The organism is Plantactinospora sp. WMMB782 (assembly GCF_049179135.1).
Lineage (GTDB): Bacteria > Actinomycetota > Actinomycetes > Mycobacteriales > Micromonosporaceae > Plantactinospora.
In genome coordinates this window covers 1,557,609-1,571,658 of sequence record NZ_JBMHMC010000007.1, presented here as the reverse complement: position 1 = coordinate 1,571,658, position 14,050 = coordinate 1,557,609, and the positions used below count along the sequence as shown (strand labels likewise).

General features: G+C 70.3%; 10 protein-coding genes. All 10 read left to right on the top strand.

The genetic code is table 11. The features are described from left to right. Positions 1 to 47: 47 nt before the first annotated feature. The 10 genes from ACN28A_RS09005 to rpsG all read left to right on the top strand — a co-directional run bounded on the left by ACN28A_RS09005 (position 48) and on the right by rpsG (position 14,020). Complete coding sequence (locus ACN28A_RS09005) at positions 48 to 980, top strand: ATP-binding cassette domain-containing protein (protein WP_421394027.1); 933 nt, start codon at positions 48 to 50, stop codon at positions 978 to 980. Then, positions 977 to 1,666 carry a hypothetical protein gene (locus ACN28A_RS09000; RefSeq protein ID WP_421394025.1) on the top strand — a complete coding sequence of 230 codons (690 nt, stop codon included), beginning with the start codon at positions 977 to 979 and terminating at the stop codon, positions 1,664 to 1,666. Before ACN28A_RS09005 ends, ACN28A_RS09000 begins: the two co-directional genes overlap by 4 nt. Positions 1,667 to 2,060: 394 nt before the next feature. Next, positions 2,061 to 2,603, top strand: a complete 543-nt coding sequence (rplJ, locus tag ACN28A_RS08995) for a 50S ribosomal protein L10 (protein ID WP_278064279.1) — start codon at positions 2,061 to 2,063, stop codon at positions 2,601 to 2,603. A gap of 62 nt (positions 2,604 to 2,665) precedes the next feature. Next, positions 2,666 to 3,049, top strand: coding sequence for a 50S ribosomal protein L7/L12 (gene rplL / locus ACN28A_RS08990; RefSeq protein ID WP_421394024.1), 384 nt, complete (start codon positions 2,666 to 2,668; stop codon positions 3,047 to 3,049). Positions 3,050 to 3,717: 668 nt separating this feature from the next. Beyond that, entirely contained in the window at positions 3,718 to 7,149 is a 3,432-nt protein-coding gene (locus tag ACN28A_RS08985; RefSeq protein WP_421394022.1) for a DNA-directed RNA polymerase subunit beta, read from the top strand. Between the two features lie 90 nt (positions 7,150 to 7,239). Then, positions 7,240 to 11,127: a DNA-directed RNA polymerase subunit beta' gene (locus ACN28A_RS08980; RefSeq protein ID WP_421394019.1), complete on the top strand. Its 3,888-nt coding sequence runs from the start codon at positions 7,240 to 7,242 to the stop codon at positions 11,125 to 11,127. A gap of 92 nt (positions 11,128 to 11,219) precedes the next feature. Beyond that, positions 11,220 to 11,576 carry a hypothetical protein gene (locus ACN28A_RS08975; protein WP_421394018.1) on the top strand — a complete coding sequence of 119 codons (357 nt, stop codon included), beginning with the start codon at positions 11,220 to 11,222 and terminating at the stop codon, positions 11,574 to 11,576. A gap of 141 nt (positions 11,577 to 11,717) precedes the next feature. Then, positions 11,718 to 12,671 (top strand): hypothetical protein, encoded by a 954-nt coding sequence (locus tag ACN28A_RS08970; protein WP_421394017.1) that lies wholly within the window; start codon positions 11,718 to 11,720, stop codon positions 12,669 to 12,671. Between the two features lie 502 nt (positions 12,672 to 13,173). Continuing rightward, positions 13,174 to 13,548, top strand: coding sequence for a 30S ribosomal protein S12 (gene rpsL / locus ACN28A_RS08965; protein ID WP_101368150.1), 375 nt, complete (start codon positions 13,174 to 13,176; stop codon positions 13,546 to 13,548). Between the two features lies 1 nt (position 13,549). Continuing rightward, on the top strand, positions 13,550 to 14,020 hold the full coding sequence (gene rpsG / locus ACN28A_RS08960) for a 30S ribosomal protein S7 (protein ID WP_101368149.1): 471 nt from the start codon (positions 13,550 to 13,552) through the stop codon (positions 14,018 to 14,020). The last annotated feature ends 30 nt before the right edge of the window (positions 14,021 to 14,050 follow it).

Below are 14,050 nucleotides of genomic sequence, written 5' to 3'. Positions count from 1 at the left end.
AGCTCGGGTCCCCGCGCGTCGGGCGGTGCTGTGGCACCCTCCTATCCGTGCGAGTGGATCAGGTCTGGCTGCGCTACGGCCGCCGCGCCCCGTGGGTGCTGCGGGCGGTCGAGCTGGAGATCGGCCCCGGGCAGAGCGCCGTGGTGCTCGGCCGCAACGGCGTGGGCAAGTCGACGCTGCTGCAACTGGCGGTCGGCGTACTGCGGCCGAGTCGCGGAGCGGTCCGGGACCGGCCCGCGACGGTTGGCTGGGTGCCGGAGCGGTTTCCGGCGGAGCAGCCGTACACGGTGGCGCAGTACCTGATCGGGATGGGCCGGATCCGGGGGCTGTCGGGCGCGGCGGCGGAGCGTACCGCCACCGGCTGGATCGAGCGGCTCGGGCTGGCGGCGTACCGCGACGTCCGGTTGCCGGCGCTGTCCAAGGGCACCGCCCAGAAGGTCGGACTGGCCCAGGCCCTGCTCCGGCCGCCCGGCCTGCTCGTCCTCGACGAACCGTGGGAGGGATTGGACGGGCCCACCCGCGAACTGGTCCCCGAGCTGATCGGCGAGGTACTCGACGACGGCGGCGCTGTGCTGGTCAGCGACCACCGGGGCGAGACGGTCCGGCTGCCGTCCGCGATGCGGTGGAGTGTGGCCGACGCGACGGTGACCGTCACGCCTCCGGAAACCATCGGGAAGGGGACCGCTGGGACCGCCGCCGGAATCCCTGCCGTTGGGACCGCCGCCGCCGGAATCCCCGTCGGCGCCGCCACCGGCGCCCCGTCCGCGCCCGGCCAGCGGGTTGCCGGAGCCGGGACGTCGGTGGTGGAGATCGCGGTGCCGACCGAGCGGGCCCTGGAGACGGTCGCCGCGCTGCGTCGCGCCGGCCACCAGGTGCTCGGGGTACGCCCCGCCGAGCCGCTGTCCGGTGCGTCGTCGCCCACCCGACCGGTGTCCGCCGGGCCGCCGCCCCCGGTCACGAGCGCCGGGGAGGCGTCGTGATCGCGCTGGCCCGGATGCGGCTGCTGGGGTTCGTCCGGACCGCCCGGGTGCTGCCGCCGCTGATCACCGGGCTGGTCGCGCTCAGCGTGCTCTACGGGGGCGGCGCCGCACAGGCCGCCGAGGCGTACGGGGTCTCCGCGGTGTTGCTCTTCCCGGTGCTGGCCTGGCAGACCAAGCTGCTGCTGGACACCGAGCCGGACGTCCAGCGCCGGCTCGCCGTGGTGGCCGCCGGTCGCCGGGCGGAACTGGCCGGTGGACTCCTGGCCGCCGGGCTGGCCGGGCTGGCCCTGGTTCCGGTCGCGCTGCTGCTGCCCTGGCTGCTCGGCGGGGTGACCGGGCCGGAGCGGGCCGGCGACCTGCCGCTTCCGCTGGGCCTGGCGGTCGGGCTCTGGGCCCACCTGCTGGTCCTGCCGGTGGCGGTCGCCCTGGGCGCCCTGGCCAGCCGGGCGGCGACGAACAGCCCGCTGTACGGGCTCGCCGCCCTGGTCGGCGGGGTTGTCGGCGGGTACGTGTTCGGGCTGAAGGACTCCGTCCTGCCCTGGATCGCGCCACCGGTACTGGCCACCGCCCGGGCCGCCACCGCCGGGCCGACCGGTGCCTCGGTGGCGCTGCTGACCGGGCACGCCCTGCTCTGGAGTGCCCTGGCCCTGACCGGGTACGCCTGGCTGCGCCACCGCCGGACCTGACCCCGACCGGGGCCGGGCACGAAACCGCGACCGGGGCCGGGCAGGAACGCCGGGTGGCCCGGGTGGCCCGGACGTGACCCGGGACACCTGGGGTGATTTGGCCGTCACGGCCGGCGTCCCGTACTCTGACAAGTCGGCCAAGCCTGCTTGGTCGACGTTCTAACCCAGAGACCGCTGGTCGCCGTGCCCTGGCACGGTCGAAGGTCCCGCTCGACGGGCGGCCCGCGCAGGGGGAGACGGCAAGCGTGCCAGGTCGTGTCCGCGCGACCTTTCCGCCCCGTGCGCCCTGCGCCGGGGCTTCTCTCGTTGGGGTGGACTTCCGATCCGTCGGGCTCCGGCCGTGCCGAGGGCCGGCCGGGCGTGACCAGCCTGGAGCAAACGAGAGAGGAGGGACATGGCGGACAAGCCGGTTCGGGCCGACAAGGCCACCGCCGTCGCCGAGCTCACCGAACACTTCCGCAACGCGGGAGCCACCGTGCTCACCGAGTACCGCGGACTGACGGTCGCCCAGCTGACCCAGCTGCGCCGCTCGCTGGGTCGGGAGACGACCTACGAGGTGGCGAAGAACACGCTGGCCAAGCGTGCCGCGACGGACGCTGGCATTGCCGGCCTCGACGAGCTGTTCACCGGTCCTACCGCGCTGACCTTCGTCTCCGGTGACGTGGTCGAGGCGGCGAAGGGCCTGCGGGAGTTCGCGAAGGCCAACCCGAAGCTCGTCATCAAGGGTGGCGTCTTCGAGGGCCGGGCGATCAGCGCCGACGAGGTCAACAAGCTCGCCGACCTCGAGTCCCGCGAGGTGCTGCTGGCCAAGATGGCCGGCGCGATGAAGGGCAGCCTGAGCAAGGCCGCTGCCCTGTTCCAGGCGCCGCTGGCGCAGACCGCGCGGTTGGCGGCTGCCCTGCAGGACAAGCGTGAGAAGGAGGGGCAGGCCGCCTGACCGGCCAGCCCTCCCGGTACCCCGATATTCGTGTAAGAGATTACGAAAGGACGCCAGACACCATGGCGAAGCTCAGCACCGAAGAGCTGCTCGACGCGTTCAAGGAGATGACGCTGATCGAGCTCTCGGAGTTCGTGAAGCAGTTCGAGACCACCTTCGACGTGACCGCCGCCGCGCCGGTGGCCGTCGCCGCCGGTGGCGCCGCGGCCCCGGCCGCCGAAGCCGAGCCGGAGCAGGACGAGTTCGACGTCATCCTGGAGGCTGACGGCGGCAAGAAGATCCAGGTCATCAAGGTCGTGCGTGAGCTGACCGGCCTGGGCCTGAAGGAGGCCAAGGACCTCGTCGAGGGCGCGCCGAAGCCGGTCGTCGAGAAGGCCAACAAGGAGACCGCCGAGAAGGCCAAGGCCAAGCTCGAGGCCGAGGGCGCCAAGGTCACCCTCAAGTAGTTCCGTGCCACGTCGCCCACCGGGCGGCCCGTACCGGGTGTCCTTCCGTTCCGCCGAGCGGGGGAGCCAGCGCGGTGCGGGCCGGTCGGGGGCGGCCCGCGTCGGCCGAGTGAGCTGACGCACAGCTTTGTCGCCGACGGGCGGCGATCCGGCGCCGGATCGCCGCCCGTCTCCGTCCGCTGACTGGCTGCGACCGTCGATGATCAGGGCTTTGGCGCCTCCGACGGCCGCCGCAGGCCCGTCCGGGCGGTCAGCTTCGGATGGCGACCCGGGTAAAGAGGTGGTCCGACCCGGGCATCAGCCCTTGACGCGGCACGAACCGGCAGGCACGCTGACATCAGCAAGACCTTCCGCGCTTGCGACGGCCGACACCTGGGTAAGAGCCACGGCAGCACCACGAGCCGTTGGCTACTACGGGCCTAGCGGGTTGCGTGCGGGACGTGTGAGCGCGCTCGGCGCGCGCCGACCAACCGGTCGGCGACACGTTCTGCAACGCCCTGCCGTGGTGGGCTGGACAGCGGTTAGCCGCTCGGCTACACTGCTAGTTTGCGCTGCCTTCCGACTTGACCCCTGCTCGGAATGTCCAGTTATGGGCGTTTGGAGTGGGGCCATTGGAGTGCACGCGTGACAGCCGCATCTAGCAGCACCGGTCCTCGGAAGGACGCATCTTGGCAGCTTCCCGCCCTGCGAAGACCAGTCGTACGTCGAGCGCTTTCGCGCCCCGCCGAATCTCCTTCGGCAGGATTACCGAACACCTCGAGGTCCCCAACCTCCTTGCCATCCAGAACGAGTCCTTCGACTGGCTGGTCGGCAACGAGGCTTGGCAGGGCCGGTCGGCCGACGACCCGCACGCTCGATCGGGTCTCGCTGAGATCCTCGACGAGATCAGTCCCATTGAGGACTTTTCTGGCACTATGTCGCTCTCCTTCTCCGCACCGCGCTTCGACGAGGTCAAGGCCTCGATCGAGGAGTGCAAGGAGAAGGACCTGACCTACTGCGCCCCGCTGTTCGTGACCGCGGAGTTCACCAACAACACCACCGGTGAGATCAAGAGCCAGACGGTGTTCATGGGTGACTTCCCGATGATGACGCCGAAGGGCACCTTCATCATCAACGGCACCGAGCGCGTGGTGGTCAGCCAGCTCGTCCGGTCCCCGGGCGTCTACTTCGACAAGCAGCCGGACAAGACCTCCGACCGCGACCTCTCCAGCGTCAAGGTCATCCCGAGCCGGGGTGCCTGGCTGGAGTTCGACATCGACAAGCGCGACACCGTCGGTGTCCGCATCGACCGTAAGCGCCGGCAGGCGGTCACCGTCCTGCTCAAGGCGATCGGTTGGACCAACGAGCAGATCCGCGAGCGGTTCGGCTGGTCCGAGCTGATGATGACCACCCTGGAGAAGGACCACATCGCCGGGGTGGACGAGGCGCTGCTCGACATCTACCGCAAGCTCCGGCCCGGCGAGCCCCCGACCCGGGAGAACGCCCAGACCCTGCTCGACAACCTCTTCTTCAACCCGAAGAGGTACGACGTCGCCAAGGTCGGCCGATACAAGTTCAACAAGAAGCTCGAGCTCGACGTGCCGATCAACACCGGCACGCTGACCGAGGACGACATCGTCGCCACCGTGGAATACCTCTGCCGGCTGCACGCCGGTGAGGAGGGCTACGAGGCCGACGACATCGACCACTTCGGCAACCGCCGGCTGCGTACCGTGGGCGAGCTGATCCAGAACCAGGTCCGGGTCGGCCTCTCCCGGATGGAGCGGGTGGTCCGGGAGCGGATGACCACCCAGGACGTCGAGGCGATCACCCCGCAGACCCTGATCAACATCCGCCCGGTGGTGGCGGCGATCAAGGAGTTCTTCGGTACGTCGCAGCTGTCCCAGTTCATGGACCAGACCAACCCGCTGGCGGGGCTGACCCACCGGCGCCGGCTGAGCGCGCTCGGCCCGGGTGGTCTGTCCCGGGAGCGGGCCGGCTTCGAGGTCCGGGACGTGCACCCGTCCCACTACGGCCGGATGTGCCCGATCGAGACGCCGGAAGGGCCGAACATCGGCCTGATCGGCGCCCTGTCGACCTTCGGCCGGGTCAACCCGTTCGGCTTCATCGAGACGCCGTACCGGAAGGTCGTCGAGGGTCGGGTCACCGACCAGATCGACTACCTGACCGCCGACGAGGAGGACCGGTTCGTCAAGGCGCAGGCCAACACGGCGCTGCGGGCGGACGGCACCTTCGCCGAGGACCGGGTCCTGGTCCGCCGGAAGGGCGGCGAGATCGACTACGTCGCGCCGACCGCGGTGGACTACATGGACGTGTCGCCGCGCCAGATGGTGTCGGTCGCCACCGCCATGATCCCGTTCCTGGAGCACGACGACGCCAACCGGGCACTGATGGGCGCGAACATGCAGCGCCAGGCGGTGCCGCTGGTCAAGGCCGAGTCGCCGCTGGTCGGCACCGGCATGGAGTACCGGGCCGCGGTCGACGCCGGTGACGTGGTCGTCGCCGAGGTCGGCGGCGTGGTCGAGGACCTCTGTGCCGACTACGTGACGGTGCACCAGGACGACGGCCACCGGCGCACCTACCTGCTGCACAAGTTCCGCCGCTCCAACGCGGGCTCCTGCGTCAACCAGAAGCCGATCGTCTTCGAGGGTGACCGGGTCGAGGCTGGGCAGGTCATCGCGGACGGCCCGTGCACCGACGACGGCGAGATGGCGCTCGGCCGCAACCTGCTGGTCGCCTTCATGCCGTGGGAGGGGCACAACTACGAGGACGCGATCATCCTGTCGCAGCGCCTCGTCCAGCAGGACGCCCTCACCTCGATCCACATCGAGGAGCACGAGGTCGACGCCCGGGACACCAAGCTCGGTCCGGAGGAGATCACCCGCGACATCCCGAACGTCAGCGAGGAGATGCTCGCCGACCTCGACGAGCGCGGCATCATCCGGATCGGCGCCGAGGTCGTCACCGGCGACATCCTGGTCGGCAAGGTCACGCCGAAGGGCGAGACCGAGCTGACCCCGGAGGAGCGGCTGCTCCGCGCGATCTTCGGCGAGAAGGCGCGCGAGGTCCGGGACACCTCGTTGAAGGTGCCGCACGGCGAGACCGGCACGGTCATCGGCGTACGCACGTTCAGCCGGGAGGACGGCGACGAGCTGCCGCCGGGCGTCAACGAGCTGGTCCGGGTCTACGTGGCGCAGAAGCGGAAGATCCAGGACGGCGACAAGCTCGCCGGCCGGCACGGCAACAAGGGCGTCATCTCCAAGATCCTGCCGGTCGAGGACATGCCGTTCCTGGAGGACGGCACCCCGGTCGACATCGTGCTCAACCCGCTCGGCGTGCCGAGCCGGATGAACATCGGCCAGGTGCTGGAGACCCACCTCGGGTGGGTCGCCAAGACCGGCTGGCAGGTCCAGGGAGACGACGCCGACTGGAAGCGGGCGCTGCGGTCGATCGACGCGGACTCCTCCGAGCCGGACACCAACGTGGCGACGCCGGTCTTCGACGGCGCCAAGGAGGAGGAGATCTCCGGTCTGCTCTCGTCGACCCTGCCCAACCGGGACGGCAAGCAGCTGATCGGCGCGAGCGGCAAGGCGCAGCTCTTCGACGGACGTTCCGGCGAGCCGCTGCCCGACCCGATCGCGGTCGGCTACATCTACATCCTCAAGCTGAACCACCTGGTCGACGACAAGATCCACGCTCGCTCGACCGGCCCGTACTCGATGATCACGCAGCAGCCGCTGGGTGGTAAGGCGCAGTTCGGTGGCCAGCGGTTCGGCGAGATGGAGTGCTGGGCGATGCAGGCGTACGGCGCCGCGTACGCGCTCCAGGAGCTGCTGACGATCAAGTCCGACGACGTACTCGGCCGGGTCAAGGTGTACGAGGCGATCGTCAAGGGCGAGAACATCCCCGAGCCGGGCATCCCGGAGTCCTTCAAGGTGCTGCTCAAGGAGCTTCAGTCGCTGTGCCTCAACGTAGAGGTGCTCTCCAGCGACGGTGTGGCCCTGGAGATGCGCGAGACCGACGACGAGGTCTTCCGGGCGGCGGAGGAACTCGGCATCGACCTGTCCCGGCGCGAGCCGAGCTCGGTCGAAGAGGTGTGAGGTTGGCGGGGTTCGGGTCGGGTTGCTCCGCCCCGAACCCCCAGCCCGGTGAGCTAGTGGCAATACGACACGACACGAGGGATATATAACGTGCTCGACGTCAACTTCTTCGACGAGTTGCGGATTGGCCTGGCCACCGCTGACGACATCCGTCAGTGGTCGCACGGCGAGGTCAAGAAGCCTGAAACGATCAACTACCGCACCCTGAAGCCGGAAAAGGACGGGCTCTTCTGCGAGAAGATCTTCGGTCCGCAGCGGGACTGGGAGTGCTACTGCGGTAAGTACAAGCGGGTCCGGTTCAAGGGCATCATCTGCGAGCGCTGCGGTGTCGAGGTGACCCGCTCCAAGGTGCGCCGTGAGCGGATGGGCCACATCGAGCTGGCCGCGTCGGTCACGCACATCTGGTACTTCAAGGGTGTGCCGAGTCGGCTCGGCTACCTGCTCGACCTGGCGCCCAAGGACCTCGAAAAGATCATTTACTTCGCGTCGTACGTGGTCACGAGCGTGGACGCCGAAGCACGGCACCGCGACCTGTCGACGGTGGAGAACGAGATCCTGGCCGAGAAGCGGCAGGCCGAGAACAGCCGCGACTCGGAGATCGAGAAGCGGGCCGCCAAGCTCGAGGCCGACCTGGCCGAGCTGGAGGCCGAGGGTGCCAAGGCCGACGTGCGGCGCAAGGTCAAGGAAGGCGGAGAGCGCGAGATGCGCCAGATCCGCGACCGGGCGCAGCGCGAGATCGACCGCCTCGAAGAGGTGCTGGACACCTTCCGCAAGCTGGAGCCGAAGCAGCTGGTCACCGACGAGCTGCTCTACCGCGAGCTGCGGGACCGGTTCGGCGAGTACTTCACCGGTGGGATGGGCGCGGAGGCGATCAAGGCGCTGGTCCAGAACATGGACCTGGACGCCGAGGCCGACAACCTCCGCGAGATCATCCGTACCGGCAAGGGGCAGCGGAAGATCCGGGCGCTCAAGCGGCTCAAGGTCGTGGCGGCGTTCCTGAACACCCGCAACTCGCCGCTCGGCATGGTGCTGGACTGCGTACCGGTGATCCCGCCGGACCTGCGCCCGATGGTGCAGCTCGACGGTGGCCGGTTCGCGACCTCGGACCTGAACGACCTCTACCGCCGCGTGATCAACCGGAACAACCGGCTCAAGCGACTGATCGACCTCGGCGCGCCCGAGATCATCGTCAACAACGAGAAGCGGATGCTCCAGGAGGCCGTGGACGCGCTGTTCGACAACGGGCGGCGGGGCCGGCCGGTCACCGGTCCGGGCAACCGGCCGCTGAAGTCGCTGTCGGACATGCTCAAGGGCAAGCAGGGCCGGTTCCGGCAGAACCTGCTCGGCAAGCGGGTCGACTACTCCGGTCGTTCCGTGATCGTCGTCGGCCCGCAGCTCAAGCTGCACCAGTGCGGCCTGCCCAAGCAGATGGCGCTGGAGCTGTTCAAGCCGTTCGTGATGAAGCGGCTGGTGGACCTCAACCACGCACAGAACATCAAGTCCGCGAAGCGGATGGTCGAGCGGCAGCGGCCGGTCGTCTGGGACGTGCTGGAAGAGGTCATCGGCGAGCACCCGGTGTTGCTGAACCGGGCGCCGACCCTGCACCGGCTCGGCATCCAGGCGTTCGAGCCGCAGCTGGTCGAGGGCAAGGCGATCCAGATCCACCCGCTGGTCTGCACCGCGTTCAACGCGGACTTCGACGGCGACCAGATGGCGGTGCACGTGCCGCTGTCGGCCGAGGCGCAGGCCGAGGCCCGGATCCTGATGCTCTCGTCGAACAACATCCTCAAGCCGGCGGACGGCAAGCCGGTCACCATGCCCACCCAGGACATGGTCATCGGCCTCTACCACCTGACCCACCTCACCCCCGGTGAGGCGGGCGAGGGCCGGGTGTTCAGCTCGGACGCCGAGGCGCGGATGGCCTTCGACAACGGCGAACTGCACCTGCAGACCCCGGTGAAGATCCGGCTGCGCGGTGTGGTCGAGGTCGACAACGGGCCGGGTGCGTCCCGGTGGACCGCTCCGGAGGACTGGACCCCGGGCGAGCCGCTTACCGTGGAGACCACGCTGGGCCGGGTGCTCTTCAACGAGACCCTGCCGGTCGGCTACCGGTTCGTGAACTACGAGATCCGCAAGGGGCAGCTCTCCGCGATCGTCAACGATCTCGCCGAGCGGTTCCCGAAGGTGGCCCTGGCCGCGACGCTCGACGGGCTGAAGGAGGCCGGTTTCCACTGGGCCACCTGGTCCGGCGTGACGATCGGCATGGAGGACGTCATCGCGCCGCCGCGCAAGCGGGAGATCCTGGAGCGGTACGAGAAGGAAGCCGCGCGGATCGACAAGGACTACCAGCGGGGTCTGATGACCGCCGAGGAGCGTCGCGGCGAGCTCATCGAGATCTGGACCAAGGCGACGAACGAGGTCGCCAAGGAGATGGAGACCGCGCTGCCGCAGGAGAACCCGCTGTGGAAGATGATCAACTCGGGTGCCCGCGGTAACCTGCTCCAGCTCCGCCAGATCGCCGCGATCCGTGGTCTGGTGGCCAACCCGAAGGGTGAGATCATCCCGCGGCCGATCAAGGCCAGCTACCGGGAGGGTCTCTCCGTGCTGGAGTACTTCATCTCCACGCACGGTGCCCGGAAGGGTCTCGCCGACACCGCGCTGCGTACCGCCGACTCGGGTTACCTGACCCGCCGTCTGGTGGACGTCTCGCAGGACGTGATCATCCGCGAGGAGGACTGCGGCACCGACCGCGCCATCCCGATGCAGATCGCGACCCAGCTGGACGGCAGGCTGGTGGCCCACGAGCACGTGGAGACCAGCGTGCACGCCCGTACCCTGGCCGACGACATCAAGGGTCCCGACGGGAACCTGGTCGCCGAGCGGGGCGCGGACATCAACACGATCCTGGTCGACCGGATCGTGGCGGCCGGGGTGGACACCGTACGGGTCCGCAGCGTGCTCACCTGCGAGTCCAAGCTCGGCGTCTGCGGGGCGTGCTACGGCCGCTCGCTGCCGACGGGCAAGACCGTGGACGTCGGCGAGGCGGTCGGCATCATCGCCGCCCAGTCGATCGGTGAGCCGGGCACGCAGCTGACGATGCGTACCTTCCACACCGGTGGTGTCGCTGGTGAGGACATCACCCAGGGTCTGCCCCGGGTCCAGGAGATCTTCGAGGCCCGGATCCCGAAGGGCAAGGCGCCGATCGCCGACACCCCGGGCCGGATCCGGATCGAGGACGGCGAGCGGTCGCGCAAGATCATCGTGGTGCCGGACGACGGCAGCGACGAGATCGTGTACGACAAGATCTCCAAGCGGGTGCAGCTCCAGGCGCACGACGGCGACCACGTCGACGTCGGGCAGAAGCTGACCAAGGGCACCATCGACCCGCACGAGCTGCTGCGGATCCTCGGCCCGCGGGCGGTCCAGGTCCACCTGACCCAGGAGGTCCAGGAGGTCTACCGGTCGCAGGGTGTGCTCATCCACGACAAGCACATCGAGATCATCATCCGCCAGATGCTCAAGCGGGTGACGGTGATCGATTCCGGCGCGACCGAGTTCCTGCCGGGTGTGCTCGTCGACCGGGCGCTCTTCGAGTCGGAGAACCGCCGACTCGTCTCCGAGGGCGGCGAGCCCGCGGCGGGCCGGCCGGTGCTGATGGGTATCACCAAGGCGTCGCTGGCCACCGACTCGTGGCTGTCGGCGGCCTCCTTCCAGGAGACCACCCGGGTGCTCACGGACGCGGCGATCCACGCCCGGAGCGACTCGCTGATCGGTCTCAAGGAGAACGTCATCATCGGAAAGCTCATCCCGGCCGGTACGGGCATCAGCAAGTACCGCAACATCCGGGTCGAGCCGACCGAGGAGGCGAAGGCCAAGGTCTACTCGATGACCGGTTACCCGGAGACCGACTACGGGTTCGGGCCGGCCAGCGGGCAGGCGGTGCCGCTGGACGACTTCGACTTCGGGTCGTACCGCTAAGAGGCGACACCGGGCAGCCCCGCTCCGTCACGACGACGGGCGGGGCTGCCCGCTTTTCCGGCCGGGGCCGCCGGGGTGGGTAGGCTGACCCCGTGACGACGACGCCGGCAGCCGGTCCGGCCACCCGCCATCCGCTCGACCCGGATCCGGTCCGTTCGACAAAGTCGCGCGCGGTCTTCGCGCTCGGACTGGTGGCGCTGCTCACCGGCGCACTTGTCGGCGGGATCGTGCCGGCGACGGTGGCGATGCTGCTGGCCCGGCAGGCCCGCCGCGAGGCGTACGCCTCCGGGGGTTACCTGACCGGCGCGGCCTGGCTGCGTCGCGGCGAGCGGCTGGCCTGGGCCGGGATCGTCCTCGCCGCCACCGCCGTGGTGACGGCGACCGTGGTCGGCGTGGTGAACCTGGCGAACGGCTCGGTCGGCCGGGACTTCGCGCCCGGCGTCGACTGACCGCGACCCCGCCAGGACCGGGCGGGGCTGACCTGGCCGCGCGACGGTAACCTGGCCTCGACACGACGTGTCGGTTCCGGTCGACGCCCGGCCGGTCAGTTCCGCCGTGGTCGGCGGCCGGTGCTTTCCAGGGGGAGTTTCGTGACGGAGGAGGCGCAGCCACCGCAGGTGGAGCGCGCGGCGGACGAGACCCCGGGGCTGCCGGACGGGCAGCAGTCCCGCTACCACGAGCCCTCGTACACGCTGCCGACGGCTGCGCCGACGTCGTCGGTCGGTGCCGCCGGCGACCCTGGCGCGGCGGCCAGCGAATGGGCCCGGCCCGCCCCGGCGGCGACAACCGGACCGGCGACCGGGAACTCCGGCCCGGCCTGGCCGGGGGCGGCCGCCGGACAGACGCCGGGAGCGCCCGGCTCCGGCTCCGGCCCTGTCCCCGCGATCCCGATCTCCGGGCCGGGGCCGGTGGCCGCGGCTGCCGGGTCGACAGGGGTGCGCGGGTCGGCCACCGGTGCGGCGTACCCGATGCCGGAGGCCCGCCCCGGCGCTGTGCCGCGTCCCGGGTACCCGACGATGTCCCTGCCGGCCGCCGGACCGGGTGCGGGCGGCGGTGGCGGACCGGCGGTGGCGCCGCCGCCCCGGGAGTCGGTGCGGGCACCGAGTCGGGTCGACGCCGTCCCCGGTACGCCGTTCGGGCTGGTGCACCTGGCGGTGGCGCCGGTGACCTCGGGGCCGGCGGTGGCCTCGCTGGTGACCGGGATCGCATCCGTGCTCGTCGCCTTCACCGCGGGTTGCCTGGGCCTGGCCGGCAGCAGTCCGAACGACTGGGGCGGCTGGGTGGCCGGCGCCTTCGCGGTACTCGCCGGGCTGCTCGGCCTGGCCGGCGTGCTCCTCGGCGAGCTGGGCCGCCGGCAGACGTCTGCCGGCGGCCGGTCGGGCTGGCCGGGTGGCCGTGGGCGGGCGCCCGGGGCCGATCCGACCGCACCGCCGGTCCGGTTCACCGGCCGGGGACTGGCGATCGCCGGGCTGGGCTGTGCCGGTGTCGGCCTGGCCCTGACCGTGCTCGCGGTGGCCGTGTCGGTGCTGCTGCAACTGCTCTAGAAGGCCCGGGCAGGGGCGTCGGTGGCCCGCGTCGGCGGTGGGTGGCCTGTCGGGTTGCCGGGCCGACGGGCCGATCGTGGGATCAGCCGGTACACTTGACAACCGGCAGTGCTTTTCGGGAGCGACGCGGAGATCCGGGCCTGGCCGGGGGTTGCCCGACAACCTTCCGGAGTCCTGTTTTGACGTGCCCACTCACGGTAGGTACTCTTTCCTCTCGTGCCCGGGCCTGCCCGGGCAACTCGTGCGTGTGCCCGAGCCCATGGCGATCGGGCAACGTCACGACACAGTCGAAACGAGTCGGCTACGCCCCCGGCGTGCCGGCGAGCTGGAATCCGGCGTCGACGAGCGGCGGCGGAAACCGTGAACGGGCGACACGCCCGACCGCGGGTGCCGGGACCGCCGGAAGACGGCCCTGGTTGGAAGGTAAGAGAGCCACCCGTCGACGGGCGGCTAAGACACACGGCGCGGTCGCAGAGGGCGGCCGAAGGGAGCGGAAAACCCGGTGCCCACGATCCAGCAGTTGGTCCGCAAGGGCCGCCAGGCGAAGACGAGTAAGACCAAGACGCCGGCGCTGAAGGGAAGTCCCCAGCGGCGCGGCGTGTGCACGCGCGTGTACACCACCACCCCCAAGAAGCCGAACTCCGCGCTGCGCAAGGTCGCTCGGGTGAAGCTCAGCAGCCAGATCGAGGTGACCGCCTACATCCCGGGCGTCGGGCACAACCTCCAGGAGCACTCCCTCGTGCTGGTCCGCGGTGGCCGGGTGAAGGACCTTCCGGGCGTGCGTTACAAGATCGTCCGCGGTTCGCTGGACACCCAGGGTGTCCGCAACCGCAAGCAGGCCCGCAGCCGCTACGGCGCGAAGAAGGAGAAGAGCTGACATGCCGCGTAAGGGCCCTGCTCCGCGCCGGCCGCTGGTCGCCGACCCGGTGTACAACTCCCCGCTGGTCACCCAGCTGGTGAACAAGATCCTGCTGCGCGGCAAGCGGCAGCTCGCCGAGCGCATCGTCTACGAGGCCCTGGAGGGCTGCCGGGAGAAGTCCGGCACCGACCCCGTGGTCACCCTCAAGCGGGCGATGGACAACGTGAAGCCGACCCTGGAGGTCCGCAGCCGCCGGGTCGGTGGCGCGACCTACCAGGTGCCGGTCGAGGTCAAGCCGCAGCGTGCCACCACGCTGGGCCTGCGCTGGCTGGTCACCTACTCCCGGGCCCGCCGGGAGAAGACGATGGTCGAGCGGCTGATGAACGAGCTGCTGGACGCGAGCAACGGTCTTGGCGCCGCCGTGAAGCGGCGTGAGGACACCCACAAGATGGCCGAGTCCAACAAGGCCTTCGCGCACTACCGCTGGTAACGACCATCCGGGTTCCGGCGCGGTCGCACC

Excerpts from the sequence above, each read along its gene's own strand:
- rplL (WP_421394024.1), top strand. The coding sequence starts at position 2,666 with ATGGCGAAGCTCAGCACCGAAGAGCTGCTCGACGCGTTCAAGGAGATG.
- rpsG (WP_101368149.1), top strand. The coding sequence starts at position 13,550 with ATGCCGCGTAAGGGCCCTGCTCCGCGCCGGCCGCTGGTCGCCGACCCG.
- rplJ (WP_278064279.1), top strand. The coding sequence starts at position 2,061 with ATGGCGGACAAGCCGGTTCGGGCCGACAAGGCCACCGCCGTCGCCGAG.